The sequence below is a fragment of the Bryocella elongata genome (genome assembly GCF_900108185.1).
GTDB classification, from domain to species: domain Bacteria; phylum Acidobacteriota; class Terriglobia; order Terriglobales; family Acidobacteriaceae; genus Granulicella; species Granulicella elongata.
The window spans coordinates 352,369-374,298 of the sequence record NZ_FNVA01000002.1 but is presented as its reverse complement, the minus strand read 5'-3'; the positions used below and the strand labels follow the sequence as shown (position 1 = coordinate 374,298).

17 protein-coding genes are annotated in these 21,930 nt (G+C 64.3%); 11 read left to right on the top strand and 6 right to left on the bottom strand.

Annotation, left to right across the window (positions count from 1 at the left end; translation table 11 throughout):
- Positions 1 to 27: 27 nt before the first annotated feature.
- Both C4S68_RS07855 and C4S68_RS07850 read left to right on the top strand, forming a co-directional pair.
- Positions 28 to 1,236, top strand: coding sequence for a GAF domain-containing sensor histidine kinase (locus tag C4S68_RS07855; protein ID WP_103932502.1), 1,209 nt, complete (start codon positions 28 to 30; stop codon positions 1,234 to 1,236).
- Between the two features lie 57 nt (positions 1,237 to 1,293).
- The gene (locus C4S68_RS07850) at positions 1,294 to 2,310 is read left to right on the top strand and encodes a hypothetical protein (RefSeq protein WP_200821505.1); all 1,017 of its coding nucleotides are present in this window, start codon (positions 1,294 to 1,296) and stop codon (positions 2,308 to 2,310) included.
- A gap of 82 nt (positions 2,311 to 2,392) precedes the next feature.
- Here C4S68_RS07850 and C4S68_RS07845 read toward each other — a convergent pair whose 3' ends face one another.
- Both C4S68_RS07845 and C4S68_RS07840 read right to left on the bottom strand, forming a co-directional pair.
- Positions 2,393 to 3,703, bottom strand: coding sequence for a homoserine dehydrogenase (locus C4S68_RS07845; RefSeq protein ID WP_103932501.1), 1,311 nt, complete (start codon positions 3,701 to 3,703; stop codon positions 2,393 to 2,395).
- A gap of 36 nt (positions 3,704 to 3,739) precedes the next feature.
- Complete coding sequence (locus C4S68_RS07840; RefSeq protein WP_103932500.1) at positions 3,740 to 4,213, bottom strand: nucleoside deaminase; 474 nt, start codon at positions 4,211 to 4,213, stop codon at positions 3,740 to 3,742.
- A 55-nt stretch (positions 4,214 to 4,268) separates the two neighbouring features.
- Between C4S68_RS07840 and allB the strand changes: the two genes are divergently transcribed.
- The 9 genes from allB (at position 4,269) to C4S68_RS07795 (ending at position 14,327) form a co-directional block, all read left to right on the top strand.
- Complete coding sequence (gene allB / locus C4S68_RS07835) at positions 4,269 to 5,816, top strand: allantoinase AllB (protein WP_103932499.1); 1,548 nt, start codon at positions 4,269 to 4,271, stop codon at positions 5,814 to 5,816.
- A gap of 55 nt (positions 5,817 to 5,871) precedes the next feature.
- Entirely contained in the window at positions 5,872 to 6,393 is a 522-nt protein-coding gene (uraD, locus tag C4S68_RS07830; RefSeq protein WP_103932498.1) for a 2-oxo-4-hydroxy-4-carboxy-5-ureidoimidazoline decarboxylase, read from the top strand.
- Between the two features lie 167 nt (positions 6,394 to 6,560).
- Positions 6,561 to 6,908, top strand: a complete 348-nt coding sequence (gene uraH, locus C4S68_RS07825) for a hydroxyisourate hydrolase (protein ID WP_103932497.1) — start codon at positions 6,561 to 6,563, stop codon at positions 6,906 to 6,908.
- 3 nt (positions 6,909 to 6,911) lie between these two features.
- Positions 6,912 to 7,778: a factor-independent urate hydroxylase gene (gene pucL / locus C4S68_RS07820; protein ID WP_103932496.1), complete on the top strand. Its 867-nt coding sequence runs from the start codon at positions 6,912 to 6,914 to the stop codon at positions 7,776 to 7,778.
- Positions 7,779 to 7,991: 213 nt separating this feature from the next.
- Positions 7,992 to 9,248: an allantoate amidohydrolase gene (locus C4S68_RS07815; RefSeq protein WP_103932495.1), complete on the top strand. Its 1,257-nt coding sequence runs from the start codon at positions 7,992 to 7,994 to the stop codon at positions 9,246 to 9,248.
- 200 nt (positions 9,249 to 9,448) lie between these two features.
- Positions 9,449 to 10,222 carry a (S)-ureidoglycine aminohydrolase gene (allE, locus tag C4S68_RS07810; protein WP_103932494.1) on the top strand — a complete coding sequence of 258 codons (774 nt, stop codon included), beginning with the start codon at positions 9,449 to 9,451 and terminating at the stop codon, positions 10,220 to 10,222.
- A gap of 566 nt (positions 10,223 to 10,788) precedes the next feature.
- Positions 10,789 to 11,085 carry a hypothetical protein gene (locus C4S68_RS07805; RefSeq protein WP_103932493.1) on the top strand — a complete coding sequence of 99 codons (297 nt, stop codon included), beginning with the start codon at positions 10,789 to 10,791 and terminating at the stop codon, positions 11,083 to 11,085.
- A gap of 6 nt (positions 11,086 to 11,091) precedes the next feature.
- A complete protein-coding gene (locus C4S68_RS07800) occupies positions 11,092 to 12,426 on the top strand; it encodes a M20 family metallo-hydrolase (RefSeq protein ID WP_103932492.1) in 1,335 nt (444 codons plus the stop codon).
- A 350-nt stretch (positions 12,427 to 12,776) separates the two neighbouring features.
- Positions 12,777 to 14,327 (top strand): NAD-dependent succinate-semialdehyde dehydrogenase, encoded by a 1,551-nt coding sequence (locus tag C4S68_RS07795; RefSeq protein WP_103932491.1) that lies wholly within the window; start codon positions 12,777 to 12,779, stop codon positions 14,325 to 14,327.
- Between the two features lie 63 nt (positions 14,328 to 14,390).
- On the opposite strand, the gene C4S68_RS07790 is transcribed toward C4S68_RS07795, so the two are convergent.
- From C4S68_RS07790 to C4S68_RS07775, 4 genes are all read right to left on the bottom strand, one after another.
- Positions 14,391 to 15,017 carry a GNAT family N-acetyltransferase gene (locus C4S68_RS07790; RefSeq protein WP_103932490.1) on the bottom strand — a complete coding sequence of 209 codons (627 nt, stop codon included), beginning with the start codon at positions 15,015 to 15,017 and terminating at the stop codon, positions 14,391 to 14,393.
- Between the two features lie 149 nt (positions 15,018 to 15,166).
- On the bottom strand, positions 15,167 to 18,187 hold the full coding sequence (locus tag C4S68_RS23375; protein WP_103932489.1) for a TonB-dependent receptor: 3,021 nt from the start codon (positions 18,185 to 18,187) through the stop codon (positions 15,167 to 15,169).
- Positions 18,188 to 18,366: 179 nt separating this feature from the next.
- Positions 18,367 to 19,569 carry a hypothetical protein gene (locus C4S68_RS07780; protein WP_146072069.1) on the bottom strand — a complete coding sequence of 401 codons (1,203 nt, stop codon included), beginning with the start codon at positions 19,567 to 19,569 and terminating at the stop codon, positions 18,367 to 18,369.
- A 336-nt stretch (positions 19,570 to 19,905) separates the two neighbouring features.
- Positions 19,906 to 21,789, bottom strand: a complete 1,884-nt coding sequence (locus tag C4S68_RS07775) for a CocE/NonD family hydrolase (protein ID WP_235011447.1) — start codon at positions 21,787 to 21,789, stop codon at positions 19,906 to 19,908.
- Between the last annotated feature and the right edge of the window lie 141 nt (positions 21,790 to 21,930).

The window sequence follows — 21,930 nt, the reverse complement described above, 5'->3', positions numbered from 1 at the left end:
ACTCCCAACCGGGAGGGGTCCCGTACCGTGCCTCACACAACATTCGCTGCATCGAATTCCCTCATCGAAGCACCGCCGCCACAGTACGAGAGCCTGCTCAGTACGACCGCCCACGTGCTTCTGATGGACGCCGATGCCGACACGCTCTGCCAGCGAGTCTTTGAAGCGATCCGCGGCCCCTTGCAGCTCGATGTCTACTTCCACTACCTCGTCAGCGAAGACGGCACGCAGCTGGAGCTGGCATCCTCCGGCGGCAACCAGACCGTACGCGATGCACTCGGCACCACCCTCCAGTTCGGGGAAGCCATCTGCGGCACCGTAGCCCAGACCTGCCTTCCCATGACCGCCACGCACGTGCTCTCCAGCAACGACCCGAAGACCTTCCTCATCCGCACCTTCGGCATTCGCTGCTACTCCTGCAAGCCGCTCATCATCCAGGGACGCATCGCGGGAACGCTGTCCTTCGGCAGCACACACCGCGACGAGTTCACCTCCGACGAGAACGACCTCTTCGGCCTCATCGCCAAGCAGGTGACCATAGCCACCGAGCGCCGCATGCAGAACGCCCGCCTGCGCGAGATGGAGCGCCTCGCGACCCTCGGCCGCATGAGCGCCACGCTGGCCCACGAGATCAACAACCCCCTCGAGACGCTCAACAACATCCTCTTCCTCCTCCGAGGCTCTGCCGCAGACGCTGAATCCGCCGAGATGCTCACACGCGCCGAAGAGCAGGTCGAACGCCTGGCCGAGATCTCACGGCGCACGCTGGAGCTCTTCCGCGGACAAAAGCAGGTCCCGCAATCCGTCAATCTCAGCCAGCTCGTGGACGAGCTCGCCGCCAACCTCCACCTTCCCGCTCACACCCGGCTCGTCACCTCCCTTGAAGACTCGCTCATCGTCAGCCTGGTTCCCGGCGAGATGCGCCAGGTGCTCTTCAATCTCATCCTGAACGCCGCCCACTTCTCCCCCGAAGGACAGCCCGTGACGCTCACGCTGCGGCAATCCTCAGGTTTCGCCGAAGTCCGCATCCGGGACGAAGGCATGGGGATCTCCGAAGAGACGCGCCGCCACCTGTTCGAGCCGTTCTACACGACACGCGCCGAGGGCGGCACTGGGGTCGGGCTCTGGATCTCACGCGAGATGGTCGAACGGGCGGAGGGCACGCTTACCTTCGAATCGAACCCGGATGTACGTCCCGGCACCGAATTCATCATCCGGCTCCCGCTCGCGAATTGATCCCCGCGCCACCAGTGCCTGCCTAGTATGCTCAAGCAGTCTCTGAGGATCTTCTCCATGCCGCAATGGCGCATCGGGTTCGGCATGGCCGGCCTTTGTCTTGCAACAGTCAGTCTCTTCACCGCGACCGCAGGTTGTGCCCCGGCGCCCGCCCGGCCCGCGGCGAAACCTGCAACCGCAGCCACCGGTGCTAACACCTTCAACGGCTGCCCCGTCTTCCCCGCCGATAACGTCTGGAACACGCCCGTCGACAAGCTTCCCGTCTCGGATAAGACCCCTGCGTACATCGCCAGCATAGGCGCCGCGGCCAAGGTGCACCCCGACTTCGGGCAGGATCCTGGCAACGGCTTCTGGGTGAGCCAGGTACCGACCGGTACCAAGTGGGTGCAGCTCGAGATCGAGTATCGCGACGACAGCGACCTCGGCAGCTACCCCATGCCCGCGCATCCCCACCTCGAAGCCGGCGGAGACTCGCACATTCTCCTGATGGACACCCGGCGATGCCTGCTGTACGAGCTCTTCGGCGCGCATCAGCTGCCCACGGGCGTCTGGCACGTCGGTTCGGCGTCAAAGTTCGATCTCACCAGCAACGCCCTGCGCGAAGACGGCAAGACCTCGGCAGACGCTGCGGGGCTCCCGATACTGCCAGGCCTCGTCCGCTACGACGAAGTCGCCTCCGGTGAGATCCACCACGCCATCCGCTTCACGGTACCCAGGACCCAGAAGGCCCACATCTGGCCCGCCCGTCACGATGCCTCCAGCCAAACCGACGAGACTCTGCCGCCGATGGGGATGCGCATGCGGCTGCGCGCCAACTTCGACATCTCCGGCTTCCCCGCCAAAGACCAGGTCATCCTGCGTGCGATGAAACGCTACGGGATGATCCTCGCCGACAATGGCTCTGCGATCTTCATCAGCGGCCTCTCCGATCCGCGCTGGAACGACGACGAACTGCACAGCCTCGGCCGGGTGACAGCAAGAGACTTCGAGGTCGTCGACGAGTCCGCCTGGCAGATGCTGCCAAACTCCGGTCGCGTCGACCCACTCGAACTGCAGGCGATCGGCGAGAAGTAGGGATCGTCACCAGCGCACCCAACACGCAAAGGGCACGGCCGAAGCCGTGCCCTTTGCGTGTTCCTTGAACCGGATCAGAAGACTAAATGTTGTCCGGGTCGTCGACCACCAGGATCCGCATCACCACCGGCGGATCATGCATGAAGTCCAGCTTCGTCATCTCAGTCACCGCGCGCTCCAGCGTCGAGCTGAGGCACGGCTCGGTGGTCACGACGAACGGCAGCCGCTCGCTGGCATGGCCATGGTGCTGCAGAATCGCATCGATGTTGATGTCTTCCTTCGCCAGCGCACCCGCGATCGCAGCCACGATGCCCGGCTTGTCCTTCACCACAAACCGCAGGTAGAACGGCGCCGTCACATCGCCCGACACCTTCAGCTTGCGCGCCGGCATCCTTACTTTGGACGAACCCTTCGCCACCGCGATCACATCGCTCAGCACAGCCACCGCCGTGGGATGTCCCCCGGCGCCATGGCCGCTGAACACCACATCGCCGCCGAAGCGTCCGCTGGTGACCACCATGTTCTGCGTGCCGTGCGACCAGGCGATCGGCGAGGATTTGGGCACCAGCGCCGGACCCACCGCTGCGCGAACCGTATCGCCATCGAGCTCCGCACGCGCGACCTGACGCACCGTGCAGCCCAGCTCCTTCGCGTAAGCAAAGTCGATAGCATCGACGCGCGCGATGGTCTGTGCGGGAACGTCATCGGGATTGATCTCAGCCCGCAGCGCGATGCGCGCCAGCACGCAAAGCTTGGCCCGCGCGTCAAAGCCATCGACATCGGCCGAAGGATTGGCCTCGGCATAACCCAGCCGCTGCGCTTCCTTCAGCACTGTGGCATACTCCGCGCCAGACTCCATCGAGCTGAGGATGAAGTTGCACGTCCCGTTCACAATGCCGCTGATGCGATGAATGATGTCGCCGCTCAACCCTTGCGCCATGCCCGGAATCACCGGCACACCACCAGCCACAGCAGCGTTGTACAGCAGCTGCACGCCCTGCTTTGCGGCGAGCTCGAACATCGCAGCTCCGCGATACGCAATCAGCTGCTTGTTCGCCGAAACCACATGCTTGCCCGCCTCAAGCGCCGTGCGTAGCCAGCCCTCGATCGGATCGAGGCCGCCCATCAGCTCGACGACGACATCAACGTCATCGGCAGTCAGCACCTCGTCGACGTTCTCCGTCCACTGGGCAGAAGCCGGGACAAAGCTTGCTTTGGGATGAGCCTTCTTGCGCTCCACACCGCGGTTGAACACACGCGTGATCACCACTGCGGATCCCGCATCTTCCAGCCGTTCGCGATGCGCGTCCAGCACCTCTGCGAACGAACTGCCCACGGTGCCAAATCCCAGCAACCCTACACGCAGCGTCTTGCTTGCTTCTCCTGCAGCCATCAGAACTCCAACCTCACAAACGAATCATCCACGCGGCTAATAATCCACGCGAAACGAACTCTTCTCCCACAGCGCAAAGCTCTCCCACGCTTCCTCGCCCAACAGGTTCACGATGGGGATGGTGCGTTGATCGAGAGGTTTCTTCACTTCCTCGTAGAGGAACGAATCGTCAAAGCCGACACGCGCGGCATCGGCAGCATCATTGCCGTAATAGATCGCGCGGCAGCGCGACCAGTAGAGCGCGGCCAGGCACATGGGGCAGGGCTCGCAGCTGGTATACACATCGCAGTCGATCAGCTGAAAGGTCGCAAGAACATTGCAGGCGTTGCGAATGGCCGTGACCTCGGCGTGCGCGGTGGGATCGTTGTTCGACGTCACCTGGTTGGTGCCGGTGGCAATCACCTTGCCGTCCTTCACGACGACGCAGCCGAACGGACCACCGCGGCCGCTCGTCACATTCTCCGTAGCCAGGCGAATCGCCTGGCGCATAAACTCCGCATTCCCGTGCATCTGTTCTTCCTGATCCCTATTCCCTAATCCCTGTTCCCTTGCTCTAATCAGCTTCATGGTACACGCTCTGCGCTCGCGTCGCGTCGTCACACCGCATGGCGAAATCGACGCTACCGTCGTCATCGAAGATGGTCTCATCATCGGCGTCCACCCCGCTTCGCATCTCGACTCTCGCATCTCGAATCTGCCGACCGGACTTCCCATTGAAGACCTTGGCAACCTGGCCCTGCTCCCCGGTCTCGTCGACGTGCACACCCACATCAACGAGCCCGGCCGCACCGAGTGGGAAGGCTTCGCCACCGCCACCCGCGCCGCCGCCGCAGGCGGCTTCACCACCCTCGTTGATATGCCATTGAACTGCCTCCCCGAGACCATCGACGAGCGCGCGCTGGCCCTCAAGCGCGAAGCAGCCTTCGGTTCCGCTCTTCCCAACACCCAACACCCGACCACCAACAACGCCTCCCCAAACCAGTGCCTCGTCGACCTCGCCTTCTGGGGCGGAGCCGTCGACGGCAACCAGGCCGAGATCGAGCCACTCGCCCTAGCCGGCGTCGCCGGCTACAAGTGCTTCCTCATCTACCCCGGCTGCGACGGCTTCACCGAGATCGACCGCGCCAACCTCGAGCTCGCCATCCCCCACATCGCGAAGACCGGCCTTCCGCTGCTGACGCACGCCGAACTCGCACCCTCCATCGACCGCGCCGTCGCGCGCCTCAACGCATCCGGCGCTGATTGGCACAAGTACTCGACCTACCTCGCCTCGCGTCCCGACGAAGCCGAGCTCGACGCCATCGCCATGCTGCTCGACCTCTGCCGCGCGCACCGCTTTCGCCTGCACATCGTGCACCTCTCCACCGCGAAGGCGCTGCCGATGCTGCAGGCCGCCCGCCTCGAAGGCCTGCCCGTCACCGTCGAGACCTGCCCGCACTATCTCCACTGCGCTGCCGAGGACATCCCCGACGGCGCCACGCTCTTCAAGTGCGCTCCGCCCATCCGCTCCGCAGCCAATCGCGACCAGCTGTGGGCCGCGCTCGAGAGCGGCCTCATCGACATGATCGCGACCGACCACTCCCCCTGCCCGCCGCACATGAAGCGCCTGGCTCCCGATGACCCCCAACTTCGTCATTCTGAGCGCAGCGCGCAGGGCGCAGTCGAAGGACCTGCTTCTCTACCATCGCAGCCGCCCCCCGGCCTCGAATACGGCCGCTTCGACCAGGCCTGGGGCGGCATCCCATCGCTCTCCACCGCGCTCTCCGTCCTCTGGACCGACTGCGTCGCTCGTGGCGTCCCCCTGGCGAAGCTCGCCCACTGGACCTCCGCCGCGCCCGCACAACTCGCCGGCCTCGGCGCCTGGGTGGGCTCCATCGAGCCCGGCAAGCACGCCAACCTCGTCGCCTTCGACGCCGACGCCACCTTCCGCCTCACACCCGACAGGCTGCACTATCGCCACGCAATCTCTCCCTACCTGGGCGAGACACTCCGTGGCGTCGTCCGCTCCACCTGGCTGCGCGGGCAACAGGTCTATGAGAACCGCGAGCACCCCGCCTTCCCCCTCGCTCCCGGCGGACGAGAGTACACTTTAGACTCGCTCCACACACATTGATGCAAGCCCCAACAACCGCGGTTCCCGTGCAGTCCTTCTGTTTTTCTCGTCCGCTATGAACGATCTCAGTCCCACGCTCGAAGCATTCAACGACATGACGCCCGCCGAGGCCATGATGGCCATTCTGCCCTGCAACGGCTCCCGCGCCTGGGCCGAAGGCATGGCCGCCGCGCGCCCCTTCCACACCGCAAGCTCGCTCTTCGCGGCAGCCGACAAGGTGTGGTGGGCGCTGCCCGCGCACGACTGGCAGCAGGCCTTCGACTCGCATCCCCGCATCGGCGAAAAGCTCGCCATGCACGCCACCAAGCAAAGCCTCGAGTGGTCAGCCGGCGAGCAGGCCGCAGCCAAACCCGACGAGCAGATGCAGGCCACGCTGGCCGAGGGCAATCGCGAGTACGAGCAGAAGTTCGGCCGCATCTTCATCGTCTGCGCCACCGGCAAGAACGCCCCCGAGATGATCGAGGTCCTCCACCGCCGCCTCAACAACGATCCCGAAACCGAGCTCAAAGAGACCGCCGAACAGCAACGCCAGATCACCCAGATCCGCCTACGCAAGTGGCTCGGCCCGCTGTCCTAACCGCTTGATCCGCCTTTATTCTGACCGCAGCCAGAGCCCCGGAGTTTCACCATAACGCGGGCAGGACGCAGGCAAGACGCTTGCAGCTAGGCACTCGTTAAGGGCACGGCTTAAGCCGTGCCGTAGCAGCACACAAAGCAAACGGGCTTTAGCCCCTGAGGTACGGCTTGGGACTCTCAACACATATCCTCGATACCAATCTAGGCCGCCCCGCAGCCAACGTCGGGATCACTCTCTACCGGTGGCGCGACACGGCTATCGACGGAATCTGGGAGGCCATCGGCGGCGGTCGCACCGATGCCGACGGCCGCTGCAAGACCTTGCTCGGGGACACACCTCTCCTGGCACTTGACTACAAGCTCCGCTTCGGTACCTCCGTCTACTTCTACGACCTCAAAGTCGAAAGCCTCTATCCCGACATCGAGATTGCCTTCACCGTGCGTGATCCCGCGCAGCACTACCACATACCCTTGCTGCTTACAGCCAACGGCTACACCACCTATCGAGGAAGCTGAACCATGGCCGCTACCGCCCGCCTGATCTCTGACCGCTACGGAAAATCCCGCGTCCGCCTCATGCGCGTCACCCGCCATGACTCCCACCACGATGTCGACGAGTGGAACGTCCAGATCCTCCTCTCCGGCGACTTCGAGACCGCCCACACCCTCGGCGACAACTCGAAGATCCTGCCCACCGACACCATGAAGAACACGGTCTACTACGTCGCGCGCAAGTCCACCGCCACCAGCATGGAGGACTACGCGAAGGAGCTCGTCGACTTCCTCCTCAGCCGCAATCCCCAGGTCTCCGCCGCCGAGTGCGTCGTCGAGTCCTCACTCTGGAAGCGGCTGACCGTCGCCGGCAAGCCGCACCCCACCGCCTTCATGCGAGGATCCGACGAGCGCCAGATCACCACCGTCGCCCGCAAGCAGGGCGAGGCCTTCTCGATCTCCAGCGGGCTCGACGACCTCACCGTGATGAAGACCTCCAAGTCCGGATTCGTCGGCTACATCAAGGATGAGCTGACCACGCTGCCTCCGACAACAGACCGCCTCTTCGCCACCGCCATGCGCGCCATGTGGACCTACACGCCCAAAGCTTTGGCGGCTGGCATCGACTTCAACAAGGTCCGCACCCACCTCCGCGAAGCCATGCTCGCCACCTTCGCCGACCACGACTCCCTGAGCGTTCAGCAGACCCTCTTCGCGATGGGCGAGGCAGCGCTCGCGCACACCAACGTCATCAGCGAGATCACCCTGCGCATGCCCAACAAGCATCAGCTGCCTGTCGACATGACCCGCTTCGGTCTCGACAACCCCAACCACATCTTCGTCCCCACGGATGAGCCGCACGGCACCATCGAAGCCACCATCACCCGCGCCTAGCTGTTTTTCTGGTTGTCATCCCCGAAGAGGGACCGCTTCTAGCTTCTAGCTTCTAGCTTCTAGCTTCTAGCTTCTCGCTTCTCGCTTCTCGCTTCTCGCTTCTCGCTTCTCGCTCTTCGCATCTCGCATCTCGCATCTCGCATCTAGCATCTAGCATCTCGCATCTAGCATCTAGCATCTAGCATCTCCGCCCCGCCGTACAATCGACCCTGCATGTCGAACGCAGTCTCCCCCGACCCCACCACCCGCGCCGCTAAGATCATCACCCGTTGCCGCGAGCTGGCCCGCATCACCGACATCCCCGGCGAGACCACCCGCCTCTTCCTTTCGCCCGCCACAAGCGATGCACACACCCTGATCAGCTGGTGGATGCGTCAGGCCGGGCTCGAATCCCGTACCGACGACGCCGGCAACCTGCGCGCCGTCCGCCGCTCCGGAAAGCCTGACGCACCTACCCTCGTCCTCTTCTCGCACATCGACACCGTCCCCAACGCCGGTGCCTTCGACGGCCCGCTCGGCGTGCTCCTTGGCCTCGCGGCCATCGAGGAGCTCGGCGCCACGGCCCTTCCCTTCCACATTGAACTCATCGCCTTCGCCGAAGAAGAGGGCGCACGCTTCGGCTTCCCATTCCTCTCCTCGCTCGCTGTCGTGGGCAAGCTCGACGCCGCAATGCTCGATCGCAAAGACAAGCAGGGCATCTCCGTCGCCGAGGCCATCCGCAGCTTCGGGCTGGATCCAACCCGAATCCCCGAAACCTGCCCGCTCGCGCCCAGCACCTTCGCCGCGATCGAGGTTCACATCGAGCAGGGTCCCGTCCTCGAGAAGGAAGACGCTTCCCTCGCCGTCGTCGAAGCCATCGTCGGCCAGTCCCGCTTCGAGCTCACCTTCGAGGGCCAGGCCAACCACGCTGGCACCACCCCCATGGCCCTGCGCCACGATGCCCTCGTAGCCGCCGCCCAGTGGATCGTAGAAGTCGAGCAGTACGCCGCCAACTACAAGCAGCTCGTCGCCACCGTCGGCCGCGTCGATGCCTACCCCGGCGCGACCAACATCGTTCCCGCCAAGGTCCATGCCACGCTCGATGTCCGACACCCCAAGGACGAGTCGCGTCATGCCGCCGTCGCTCACCTGCTGACCAAGGCCGAGTCCTCTGCGACGCATCGCGGCGTCAAGGTCTCTGCCAAGGCTATGGCCGAGCAGAAGGCCGTAAACCTCGACCGCACCCTCACCACCGCCCTCCACCGCGCCGCCGAGCGAGCCGGCTTCGATGCCGAGCCAATGTTCTCCGGCGCAGGCCATGACTCGATGATCCTCGCGCCCCACGTGCCCACGACGATGCTCTTCGTGCGCTCACCCCGAGGCCTCAGCCATCACCCCGACGAGAACGTCCGCGAAGAAGACGTAGAAGCCGCCCTCGCCACCCTGCTCAACCTGCTCATCCACCTGCATCCGCACAAGATCAGTGAGTAGTGAGTAGTGAGAACGCTGGCTGGCTGCGGTAGCCCGAAGGACTCGCAACTCGCAACTCGAATCCCACGACTCGAACCAGATTCTTTCACTGGCATCTGGCCCACTGGCATCTGGGATCTGAACCCCACCCACCCTTGACGCCGGGCCGCATTCCCTATTCACTACTCTCTACTCACTGTTCTCTACTCACTCATCCCTATATGCACTCACTCGGCCACACCCGCAGCGCCAACCGGCGCGACCATCTCTTCCTCACCCCGGATACCTTCATCCGCACGCCGCTCCCCGGCCTCACCGACGGCGTGGCGATCATCCACGTCGCCCCGCAAACGGGCGCCGGCTTCACGCAGATGACCGTCGAGCTCGAGCCCGGCGGCACGCTCACCGAAGGTCCCACGCAGCGGCTGCTGTACGTCCTCGAAGGTTCGCTCGCGCTCTCCGAACCCGAGAGCCCCACGCCCCACGAGCTCACCGCCGGCAGCTTCGCCTTCTGCCCCGAAGGCTACGAGCACATGCTCACCGCCGACACCAAAGCTCGCGTCGCCGTCATCGAAAAGCCGTACCAACCACTCTCGCTCGAGCACGCCAAACTCATCGCCGCCCGCGGCGAGCAGGAGGTCCCCTGGTTCTTCGTCGGTCATGAACCCGACCTCCCCGGTACGCCCCTCGGCGGCGACGAAGACCTCCAGGTCCGCTCGCTCATGCCCGCGTCCATCGCCTTCGACTTCGCCTGCAACACCATGGAGTACCAGCCCGGTGCCGCACTCTCCCAGGTTGAGGTCCACTACATGGAGCACGGCCTGCTCATGCTCGAAGGCGGCGGCATCTACCGCGTCGGCGACTCCTGGTACCCCACCCAGGCAGGCGACTTCATCTGGATGGCCACCTACTGCCCCCAATGGTTCGGCGCGCTAGGCAAGGCCCCCGCAAAATACCTTATTTACAAGGATTTTAATCGCCATACCCTGGCGTAGACGCCCTCGATCCTCGACGGATGCCGCTGCTTGAGGTCCATGAATCGAACGCGCGAGCTCCCCCCTGACCTTCGCGCGATCCCAGTCCCTTATGTGACACGCGTGAACATCCCCCAAGGGAAAGCGCACACCGTCACCCAGCACGGACGGCAGGTCACGGCTTCAGCCGTGACAAAAGAGACCTCCCATCGATGCGGCTTCAGCCGCTGAGGGCGCGAAGCCACGTCGGACGGCGACCACCAGAATCTACCTTCGAGATACGATCGTAGTCTCCAGGGAACGCGCAGCCGATGATCCGACTTGGCCTCTCAAGTCCCCAACCCGTTGCTCCTCCTCGGCTCTCTCCGGCCGCTGCAAAAGCGCTCGCGGAAACGGTCGCCTGGTGTTCGCTCAACAGTTCGCAAACACACAACCTTCGAAGTCCTGAAATTGATCCGTCAAGAGCCCTCGAGCCAGAGCCTTGGAACGACGGAGATCCAATCGGGGTTTGGTCTCAACGGAGATACGAGCAGTACGGTCGCTCCATAGCGCAACTGACACTGCGCCGGTCGGAACGACTAAATGAGATGAGGCCGGCGACGATCAAACACAGCGACGATTCGCAGTCGCGCGGACGCCTCCTCGTCTACTTCCCCATGGAGACGGTGGACTGCGGTGCCGCCGAGGCCTCCTCACACGGCTTCTTCGACCTTCACGACACGCCGCCCTGGGACACTTGGTTTTGGTACTCCGACGGAGCCATCCTCGCCTGGGTTCCCGAAGGATTCATCACCCGGGCGCAGGCCGGAATCGATGCAAATCCTGTGGATTGCATACACTGGGCTACGCCGGGCGACTTAGCGCACCTCACCGAGCACGAATAGAGAACCATGACCCTCCCCATCAACACCGACCGCCTCCTCCGCGAGCTCCACCACCTCGCCACCATCACCGACTGCCCGCCCAACACGGACACCTCGCTCCCCGAGCCCACGCAGGCCGTCACGCGCATCGTCTTCACGCCCCGCGATCTCGAAGCCCGTGCCTGGCTCACGTCCCTCGCGGAAGCCGCAGGCTTCACCGTGCGCGTCGACCCCGTCGGCAACACCTTCATCCGCTGGGAAGGCTCCGAGCCTTCGCTCCCCGCCGTCGGCACCGGCTCCCACATCGACGCCATACCCCACTCCGGCATGTACGACGGCACCGTCGGTGTCTTAGGCGGCCTCGAAGCTCTACGCGCACTCAAGGAGTCCGGCTTCCAGCCCAAACGAAGCCTCGAGCTCCTCCTGCTCACCAGCGAAGAGCCCACCCGCTTCGGCATCGGCTGCCTCGGCTCGCGGCTCCTCGGCGGCGTCCTCGATCCGCACACCGCCGACGCGTTCCCCGATCGCATCGCTGAATCCGACCCCAGCGCCCCCAAGCCGGATATAGCTCTCACCCTCCACGACGTCCGCACCGCCGCCGGCTTCACCGGCTCGCTCGCCGACGTCAAGCTCGCCGCAGACCACTACCACGCCTGGGTCGAGCTCCACATCGAGCAGGGCCCGCTTCTCGAACGCGATGGCATCGCCCTCGGCATCGTCACTGCCATCTCCGCCCCGGCGGGCTATCGGTTCCTCGTGGAAGGATTCGGCGGACACGCTGGCGCTCTCCTCATGCCCGACCGCCGCGACGCCCTCTGCGCCGCCGCCGAGCTCATCCTCTCCATCGAGCGCCACACGTTAGCCGCCAACGCCGCCGCCAGGGCCGCAGGCCACTCCGGCGTCGACTCCGTCGCCACCGTCGGCAAGCTCGAGATCCACCCCGGCAACGTCAACGCCGTCCCCTCCCGCGTCCTCGTCAACCTCGACATCCGCGACACCGACGTCAACCGCCGCAACGGCACCATGGACGCCGTCCGCGCTGACATCCGCGAGCTCGAGCAGCGGCGCGGCGTCAAGGTGACCGAAGAGTTCGTCAACGCAGACGCCCCCGCCCACTCCAGCGAGTCCATCGTGGCCACCCTCGAGGCCGTCTGCGAAGCCGAAGGCGCAAGCTACCGCAAAATGGTCTCCCGCGCGTACCACGACTCCACCTTCATCGCTCAGATCGCGCCCATCGCCATGCTCTTCATCCCCTGCCGCAACGGCGTCTCCCACCGGCCCGACGAGTACTCGACACCCGAAGCCATCGAGCTAGGAACCCGTGTCCTGGCCCTCACCCTCGCCCGCCTCGCCAACGAGTGAGGATGAGCCCTCGATGTGTTTTGTCAGGGCGGGACTTCAGTCCCACCATAAGAGCACGCGGTTGCAAGGCGGCTTCAGCCGCAGAGGGAATGCCCAGCCCCCATTCCGTGATAGTGATGGCATCCTCGCAACGAGTGGGATTCCAGATCGCCTGCCAGCTACGCGAGGCGGAGTAGCAGCGGGCTTCAGCCCGCGGAACGCCGGCGATCACGAAGGGGGCTTCAGCCCCGGGTTTCACGGGCTCCGCCACCCAATCGCGCCTGGAACCGCAAATCATTCTTTCAATCCCGTAAACTGTTGATTGACCCTTAACTCTGGGCCCTGAGCCCTAACCCCTGAACCCTCGCCTCATGCCCATCCAGTCCCTCAACCCGGCCACCGGCCAGCTGCTCCGCAGCTTCGACGCCCTCACGCCCGAACAGCTCGAATCCAAGCTCGCGCTCGCCGCTCAGGCTGCGGTGACCTATCCCCTCGAGCCCCTCGGCCAGCGAGCCTTCTGGATGCGCCGCCTCGCCATCCAGCTGGAAAACGACGCCGACGATCTGGCTGCGCTGATGACCGCCGAGATGGGCAAGACCCTGCGTTCCGCACGCGCCGAGGTGCTGAAGTGCGCGGCAGGCTGCCGCTACTACGCCGCAAACGCCGACAGCTTCCTTGCGCCCGAGCCGATCGAATCCGAGCATGCCCAGAGCTACGTGCGCTATGACCCGCTGGGAGTGGTCCTCGCCGTCATGCCGTGGAACTTCCCTCTGTGGCAGGTCTTTCGCTTCCTCGCGCCGGCGCTGATGGCCGGCAACATCGGCCTCCTGAAGCACGCCTCCAACGTGCCGCAGTGCGCCCTTGCCATCGAGGCCCTGGTGCGCCGCGCCGGCTTCCCCCGCGGCGTCTTTCAGACGCTGCTCATCGAAGCCCGGCAGGTCGAAGCCGTCCTCGCCGATAAGCGCGTCGCCGCCGTCACCGTCACCGGCTCGGAAGCCGCCGGCCGCGCCATCGCCGCGCAGGCTGGCTGGCTGATCAAGAAATCCGTGCTGGAGCTCGGCGGCTCCGACCCCTTCATCGTCCTTCCGTCCGCCGACCTCGATGCCGCCGTTACCAACGCCGTGCAGGCCCGCCTCATCAACAACGGCCAGAGCTGCATCGCCGCCAAGCGCTTCCTGGTCCACACGGCGATCTACGACGAGTTCGAGACACGCTTCGTCGCAGCGATGCAGGCGACTGTTGTGGGAGATCCCATGCGGGAGACCACGGAACTTGGCCCAATGGCCATGCCCAGCGCCGTCTCCGCACTCGTGACTCAGGTACAGGCCGCGGTCGCCGCCGGCGGACGCCTCTTGTGCGGTGGCCGTCCCGGTTTCGGCGAAAACGCCGTCGACACGAGTGCCGTTCCAGGCTGCTTCTTCCCGCCCACCGTCATCGCGGGCGTACCACGCGATGCCGCCGTCGCCAAGGAAGAGACCTTCGGCCCTCTCGCCATGCTCTTCCGCGTCGAGGACGTGGAAGACGCGATCGAGCTCGCGAACGATACCCCCTTCGGCCTCGGCGCCAGCTGCTGGACCAACGACCCCGAAGAGCAGGAGCGGCTTGCCGAGGGCATCCAGGCAGGCTGCGTCTTCTTCAACGCCCCCGTCGCCAGCGACCCGCGCCTGCCCTTCGGCGGCATCAAGCACTCCGGCTACGGCCGCGAGCTCTCCAGCGCAGGCATGCGGGAGTTCCTCAACGCCAAGACCGTCGTCGTGGAAGGCGTGGCAAGCCCGGCCGATCAGCCGTCACTGTTTGAGCACCCCGAGCCGGAGCCGTTGCCCGCCATGGCCCCTCCGATGGAGCCGTTCCTCGAGCGCGACCCCGACCTGCTGCCGCTCCGCAGCCATTCGATCTTCGGCCGCTCCCGCGGATCTGAGTAGAAGCCCCCGCCCCGGAAATCACGAACCAGACGGCAATAACGGCAGTCCCTCTGAGACAGGAGGCTAACTCCGCGCCAGCCGATGCTCCAACCCTGCCTTCACCGCAGGCCACTCGTCGTTCAGGATGGAGTAACGCAGCGACAGCCGCGGCGTGAGATCCGAAGCCAGCTTCTGCGCACGGAGCCTGCCGTCGAGCTTCGCACCCAGCCGCTCGATCGCTGCGGCCGAGCGCTCATTGCGGGCATCGGTCGACAGCTGCAAACGCAGGACGTTCCACCGCTCGAAAGCGTGCGTCATCAGCAGCAGCTTGGCCTCGGTGTTGAGAGCCGTGCGGACAGCATCCGCCGCAAGCCAGGTCCAGCCGATCTCGCAGCCATCGTAGATCGAGCCCGCAAAGCGCTCGTGCGTCTCCGGCCACGCCCAGCGATCCAGATCGAAGAATCGCGTCGATCCCACCACGCGGCCATCCTCAACCCGCACGTGCACAAACGGCACGGCAGAGCCTGCTTCGCGCGCCGCGATGGCGCTCTCCATATAGCCGAGCATGGGCGCCCGGCCTTGCGGGACGATCGTCCACCCGTACAGGGTCGGATCGACGGCTGCTGCGGCCACAAGGCCATCCAGATGGGTGAGCTGCATCGGCTCCAGACGGACGTGGCGTCCCTCCAGCACGGGACAATCGTTACGCATGAAACCAATGCTAAGGGAGTCCGTACGATGGGAATTCCACGGCGGCAAAAAAGAAGCCCCGCGGCCGATCGACGGCCCCGGGGCACCCGAGTGGACATCTTTCCAGCCGGTCGCGATGCCCGGAAAGGCATCGGAAACCTGCTGGCGATCTAGAACTGGAAGGACGCCTGCAGCGCAATGCGGCGAGTCGCTGCATTCGTAGTGTAGGGTCCGCCTGCAAGCTGGGTGGACGTGCCGAAGTTTGACGAAGTCAGGGCGCCCTGCGGAGTCGCGTAGTCCTTGTTCCCGAAGAGGTTCTGTACCTGCAGGCCGAGAGCAAAGTTATAGTGCTTGCCAGTGCTGGCGCCACCGCCGCCACCGAAGTTTGCGCCGCCGCCACCACCGCCACGGCCACCGCCGCCGCCACCACCACGGCCGCCGCCGCCCGGACCTCCCGGACCACCAGGACCGCCCTGACCACCTTGACCCCGTCCAGCCGGCGCATTACGCATGCCACCAAAACCCCAGGTCTTCGTCAGGCGGAAGTTGAACGTGAACTGCGATGGTCCCGTGCAGTAGTTGATCGGCACAATCGTCGAGCCCGTAGGCTGCGAGCCGGACAGAGCGAACGTACCGCAACCGGCGATTGACTTGATCGTTGTGCCGTTGGGCGTCGCCCCGTTGGCCAGGTACGGACGATCGTTGAAGAACGTATCGCCGTTGTCGTCCGAACCGCTCGTGATGTTGTAAGGGTTGCCGCTCTGCCCAATCATGAACGGGCTGAAGAGGATGTAGTGCGGCAGCGTTACCGAACCAGCCACAAAGTACCGCGTGCGCACCGCAAAGGAGGTCCGGCCGTAGTCTGCCGAGATGTTGCCCGGCGTGGAGATCGCCGAACCAGCGCCCGACGAATCACCGTGCGCGCTGCTGAACGACAGGTATCCGAACAGCGAGATGCGCTTGGACATCTGCATGCGGCCGTTCACCATCGCCTGGTTCTGGTTGAAGATGCCCTCGCTGAAGTACTGGTACGTCGCCGTCGAGCGAACCACACCGGGCGTGGTCTCCGGAACGTAGCCGATGTTCTGTGTCGCCAGCTGGTGCACACCCTGCGAGTGGATGTAGTTGAAGGACAGCGTCGCCATCCGGCCCACCTGCTGATCCGCGCCGATGGCCTCCTGCACGATGTAAGGCGTGCGCAGGTTGCTTGCTGTCTGGTAGGTCGTCTGCGAGGAAGCAGTCGCGCCCGCAAGGCAGGTCGCGAGCAGTGTCGACGAGAGCGTCGTCCCAGGCGCAGGCGCCGAGCAACCGGTCGGAACGTTGCTGATCGTGTAGACGGTCTCGTTCGTGCCGTTCTCCGCCTGCAGGTTCAGAATGCTGCTCTGCGCGAAGCGATCGTAGAAGATACCGAAGCCGCCGCGCAGCACCGTCTTGGGAGATCCCTTCCCGGAGAACATGCCGTAGCTGAAGCTGAGACGCGGAGCAAAGTCATGATGATCGCCCAGGTGGTTCTGCGTCTCGTACCGCAGGCCGTAGCTGATCGAGAGGTTGGACTTGGGCTTCCAGTCGTCCTCGGCGTACAGGCCAAGATCCTGGTAGGTGTCACCGATCTTGTGATTGTTCACAATCGTGTAGCCGAACTGGCGCGGCTTGCCGGTCGCATAGCTCGTATCCAGCGTGCTGCCGTTCGTATTCGTCAGGCTGCTGTACTGGAACGAGCCGTTCGTGTTGCCGGCGGTATTCTCCGCCTCACGCGTTGCGCGGTAGCGGCCACCGAAGCGGATGAAGTTCTTCTTCAGCTGGATCGAGCTGTAGCTCTGCACTTCCCAGTGGTCCTGGTGATCAGAAAGCAGCTGTCCGCTCCAGCCACCCGCGTTGAATGCGCCTGAGACCGACACGCTGGGGCTGTTGTTCGTCGTCGAGTTCGCTACATGCTCGCGCTCATATTCGAACCGGGTCTCGGTCACGATGTGCGAGTTCACCGTCTCGGAGTCACTCACCTGCACGATGTTGGACATCGAGTTGGTGTTGTAGCCCGCCGAAGGCAGCGTCAGGTTCCCGAGTCCGGCATCGGTCGAAACGTTGCGCACAAACTGGTAGCGCGTCGTCAGAACATTCTTCGAGCCCAGCGCAAGATCGAGGCGAGGGTTGATGTCACCGCGCGTCTGGGGGTAGTACGTCGAGGTCTGGTAGCTGGTCGAAGCGCAGCCCGCCGTCTGGGCGGCGCACAGCGTCGTCGTTCCCGGCAGCGCATAGATCGTCGCGTTGGTAAACGAGTCGTCCTGGATCTGACGGAACGAGCCACCCAGGTTGTAGGACGCGGACTTGTTCACTGGACCGGTCATGTTTCCGAAGATGAAGGTCGTGTGATACGGCGGCTGATAGCCCGTCGTCAGCGGGTTCGCCGTATCAAACTGCGAGGGATCGCCGTTAACCTGGATATTGCCGTGCAGCTTGTCCGTGCCCGGCTTGGTCAGAATCTCAATGCGCCCGAAGCCCAGCCGGTCATACTCCGCCGAGAAGGGATTCTGGTTGATACGGATCTCGCGGATCGACGACTTCGGCGGCAGCTGACCACCGGTGAAGCCATCCACGTAGATCTGGCCGCCGTTGGGGCCGGCCGAGGGGCCGGCCAGCGCCTGAAGCTCGCTCGAAAGCTCATCCGGATCGTCCGAGAGCGCCTCCAGGTCCTTACCGGAGAGAATCGTCGAGCTCGCATTGGAGTCCGCATCGACCGACAGCTGCACCGAGTCGGCATCCACGTTGATGACCTGGTCCGCGGTGCCAATCTTCAGCTTCGCATCCAGCGTCATGCTCACCACCGGAGTGATCTTGACGCCGTTGCCAACGTAAGAAGCAAAACCCGGCATGCTGACGACGAAGGTGTACGTTCCTGGAGTCGCGCTCACCGCGTACGTACCGTCCGAACCCGACTTGACCACCACGGCAGGCCCCCTGGACGGCGTCAGCGTGATCGTCGCACCTGGGATCAGCTCTCCGTCAGGATCCGTGATCGTTCCATGAACCTTCGTCGCCGAGGCCGGAGCCTTCGCCGCCGCCGTCTGGGCCGCCGCTGCGGCCTGGGGCGAGGTCCCAGGAGCCGCGGTGACCGCTGCCGCCTGTCCCCACAGCATGGCGGGTAGCACCAGCATCGTAGCCACTGCTCCGAGTTGCATCTTCCTGCGCGTCATTCCTTCTCCTCAGTCGTCGCGGCCTTGGGGCACGCATACGCGAATTTCTTTGTCCGACCATACGAGCCGGATCCACACGTCTCCCGGGGGCGCGGTCCGCATTCGCGCATCCGCCCTGCCCGGTCTTCAAACTCTTCGTACCTGCCGCCGTCGAATCACCGCGGCACAGCGCCAAAACGCTACTGCGGCATGCCCGCAGCGCCTGCATCCCCGCCACCCAGGCTCCACGCCGAGAGCGAAACTCCCTGTCCGTTCGGAGCAGCCTCCAGCAGAGGCTCCACACCCGACAGCAACGTCACCGCCGTAGCCGGACCCGAGCCCGTCATCGGCGGCATCGCAACGATCATGATCGCCTCGCCCGGCTTCAGCTCCGCCAGAGTCTGCGTCGGCAGCCGCTGCAGCATCTGCCCAAGGTCCATGTTTCGCGGACGGCCTTCGCCTCCGCCAAAACCACCACCCGCAGCTCCGCCTCCCGGCGCCCCAGCGCCTGGACCTGCCCCCGGACCTGCGCCCGCCGCACCACCCGGACGGCCAGCTCCAGCACCAGCCGCTGCGCCGCCCTTCATCCGTGCCGCCACCATACGAGCCATCATCTCCGGAATCGCCCGCATGTCCGAGTTCGCGCCCACCACCACCGTCACCGACTTCTTCGTCGTCAGGTCCTTCAGCGTGATGGTCCCAGCCGTCTGGTCAATCGCCGAGATCAGCCCCGAATAATCCTTGAAGTCGCCCGCCAGAATCGCGTCCGCCGTAATCGTCGAACCGTCCTCCGACTTCGTCCCGCGCACCCGCAGGTGCTCACCCGGATGAATCTCTGCGATGCTGCTCTTCACCGCGTCCGCCGCCTTCACCGAACCGTTCGCGTAGCGCTTCACATCCGTCGTCGCGGTCGTCTTCACCGTCACCGGCTTCATGCCGCTCGAGACCACAATCGTGCCCGACGCTGCATCCACACTCTTCACAATGCCGCCGGCGCCCTTCGCCCACGCAGCCTCTTCCGCAGCGTGGAGGTCAGCGATCGCCGCCGACTTCATCAGCACCACGCGGCGCGCAGTAAGGGTTGTGCCCGTATCGCCGTCGGTACCAGTCACAATCACCTTGTCGCCCACCGCGACGTCGCTGATCTGGCCCGGCGTTGCGGTGCTGAGGCTCTTCGCCCCGGGAGGTACATTCAGGATCGAGACCCCGGCCGGAACCTTGACCGTGTAATCCTGGCCGGCCGCGTTGGTCACCGTCAGGCTATCGCCCTCCACAGACTTCACCGTACCGGACTGGTGCGGCGTCGCCGTGGCCTGAGCGACCATCTCTGCGGGAATCATTGCTACGCTGGCAATCGCCAGGCTCGCTGTAAACAAAACCGCTGTGCGAACCGTCTTCGTCATTCGAGAAACTCCAGAGATCGATGCATGGCGCATCGAAAAACTCGTGCGCGAAATTCCTCCTCCGCGCCAATCTTCTCAGTCACATGGGGAACATCGGGGGGCCGGGATGCGCCGAGCCTCCGGACGGTACCCCCTGTCTGGACTGATGCTGAGGAGACGCTAGGGAAATCAAAAAGTTTCCCCGGAGTTTGTAACTCTTCGTAACGCTGGCCTTCTGGTCTATGACCTTACCGCGGACCCGCTGAAGGGATGCTTAAGGCAGGCTGCATTTCTCTCTCCGGAACGCCACGAAGGCACGGCTGCAGCCGTGCCTTCGTGGCATCCTCTTGCTGAAGACTAAGGCAGCTCGCTATCGCTCGACACCGGTAGGTCGAGATGCGACGGATACTTCGCGGAACCATAAATGCTAATGGTCTCTGCCTTGTACGCCGACGCAGGCGCCTTCATGATGTTCTCCACCCAGGTCTGCGGGTTCCGGTCGTAGAGCGGAAACCACGTCGACTGCACCTCCACCATCATCTTGTGGCCCTTCAGGAAGGTGTGGTCCATGCCGTGGAGGCTCCATTTGTACTCGTTCACCTCGCCCGGCTTCACCGGCTCCGGCGTCGTAAAGCTGTTGCGATACCGCCCGCGCAGGATCTCCTCGGCCACCATGAGCTCCTGTCCATCCGGATAGACGTCGATCAGCTTCACGATCCAATCGCCATCCGTGCCCGTCGTCGCCGCGAAAAGATCAGCCTTCACGTCGCCAGCCACGGTTACGTCATGATCCAGAGCCGGCGTGGTGAAGTTGGCCAGGTCCTTGCGTCCCGAGACGAACCGCTGGTCCTCCACGAGCCACGTCCGCCAGGTCGAGCCATCCCCATACGTCGACTGCACCGGCCGATGCCGGAATGGGATCGGGTCCGCAGGATCAGCGACATACGCCGCAGCCTTCACGTCGTACGCACCCGACGGCGAGGTAAACGTCGCCCTCTTCTCCGGAGCCAGGTACAGCTTCCTGGTCGTAAATCCCTCCACCGGAGGCCATACCGGATAACGATGCCAGGCGTTCTCTCCCGTCCGGAAGCTGGCCGTGTCCTTGAGGTCGAAGCCCGGCTTGCCCTTCAGGTAGAACTCGAAGAACGGAGCTTCGAACATCGTGTGGTACTCGCCGCAGATGTTCTTGCCCCCGAACCCTACGCCGCCCCAGTTGCTCATCAGCTCGGTGCAGGAGCCGCGGCCCCAGCCGCCGTGGTTCCACGGTCCCAGCACCATGAAGACCCGGTGCTTTGGATCATTGGGATTCGAGCCAGGCCGAAGGCCCGCCTTTTCTTCTCCGGCCCGTAGCGCGGCATACTCAGCCTGCGTGCCCCACATATCCTCCTGGTCCCAGTAGCCACCCACCTCCAGCGTCGGAACCTCCGGAGCCTTCAGGTGCGGCTCAACCGCCATGTCCTGCCAGAACTTCACATAGCTCGGCTGCGAGAGAAAGACCTTCGCCGTCGGTAGGTTCTCCATGTGCGCCGAGGTCGCCGCGCCCTCGAAGTTGCCATGCTGCAGGAAGAAGTCGTACTGATCCTCCTTGGAATCGACGGTGCCGTCGGTCTTCTGCGCCTCCAGCTCCTGCACATAGTCGAAGCCGTACGTCTCGCGGAAGGCGCCGTTGTGGAAGAAGTCGTCGCCCTTCCAGATGTTGGTCATCGGCGCCTGCGGGCTGATTGCCTTCACCGCAGGACTGGCGTCGATCCCCGCCATCATCGCCAGGAATCCCGGATAGCTGACCCCCAATACGCCCACCTTGCCCGAGTTGTTCGGCACGTTCTTCAGAAGCCAGTTGATCGTGTCGTTGGTGTCCGTGGTCTCATCGACATCGGCCTTCGTCTTGTGGGCGACGACCGGCCGGTTCATCACGAACGTGCCTTCGCTCTTGTAGCGCCCGCGGATGTCCTGAAACACAAAGATGTATCCGCTCGCCGCCAGCTCCGGCTTGGAGCGCGAGACGCTCTCCGGAGAAGCGCCATCAACCCCGTAGGGGGTCCGCTGCATCAGGAAGGGCAGCTTCTCGCCGCTCTCGCTGCCGATCGGGCGGATGAGGACCGTGTGCAGCTTCACACCGTCGCGCGTGGGGATCATCGCCTCCGTGCGCTCATACTTCAGGCCCGCCGCAGGCTCCTGCGCCTGCACTCCGCACGTCGCCGCAAGCAATACCGCCGCGGCCCAGCACATCATCCTCGTCATCGACACTCCGCACGCCATTTGGCGTAGTTCCCGTCTCAACTCTCTACAATGAATCTAGGGCTCTTTGTCGAAACCTCGTAGCAGGTCGTTAGGAGGGCCAAAGGCCCGATACATACTAGCCTGGGCCGCAGGCCTAGGTTG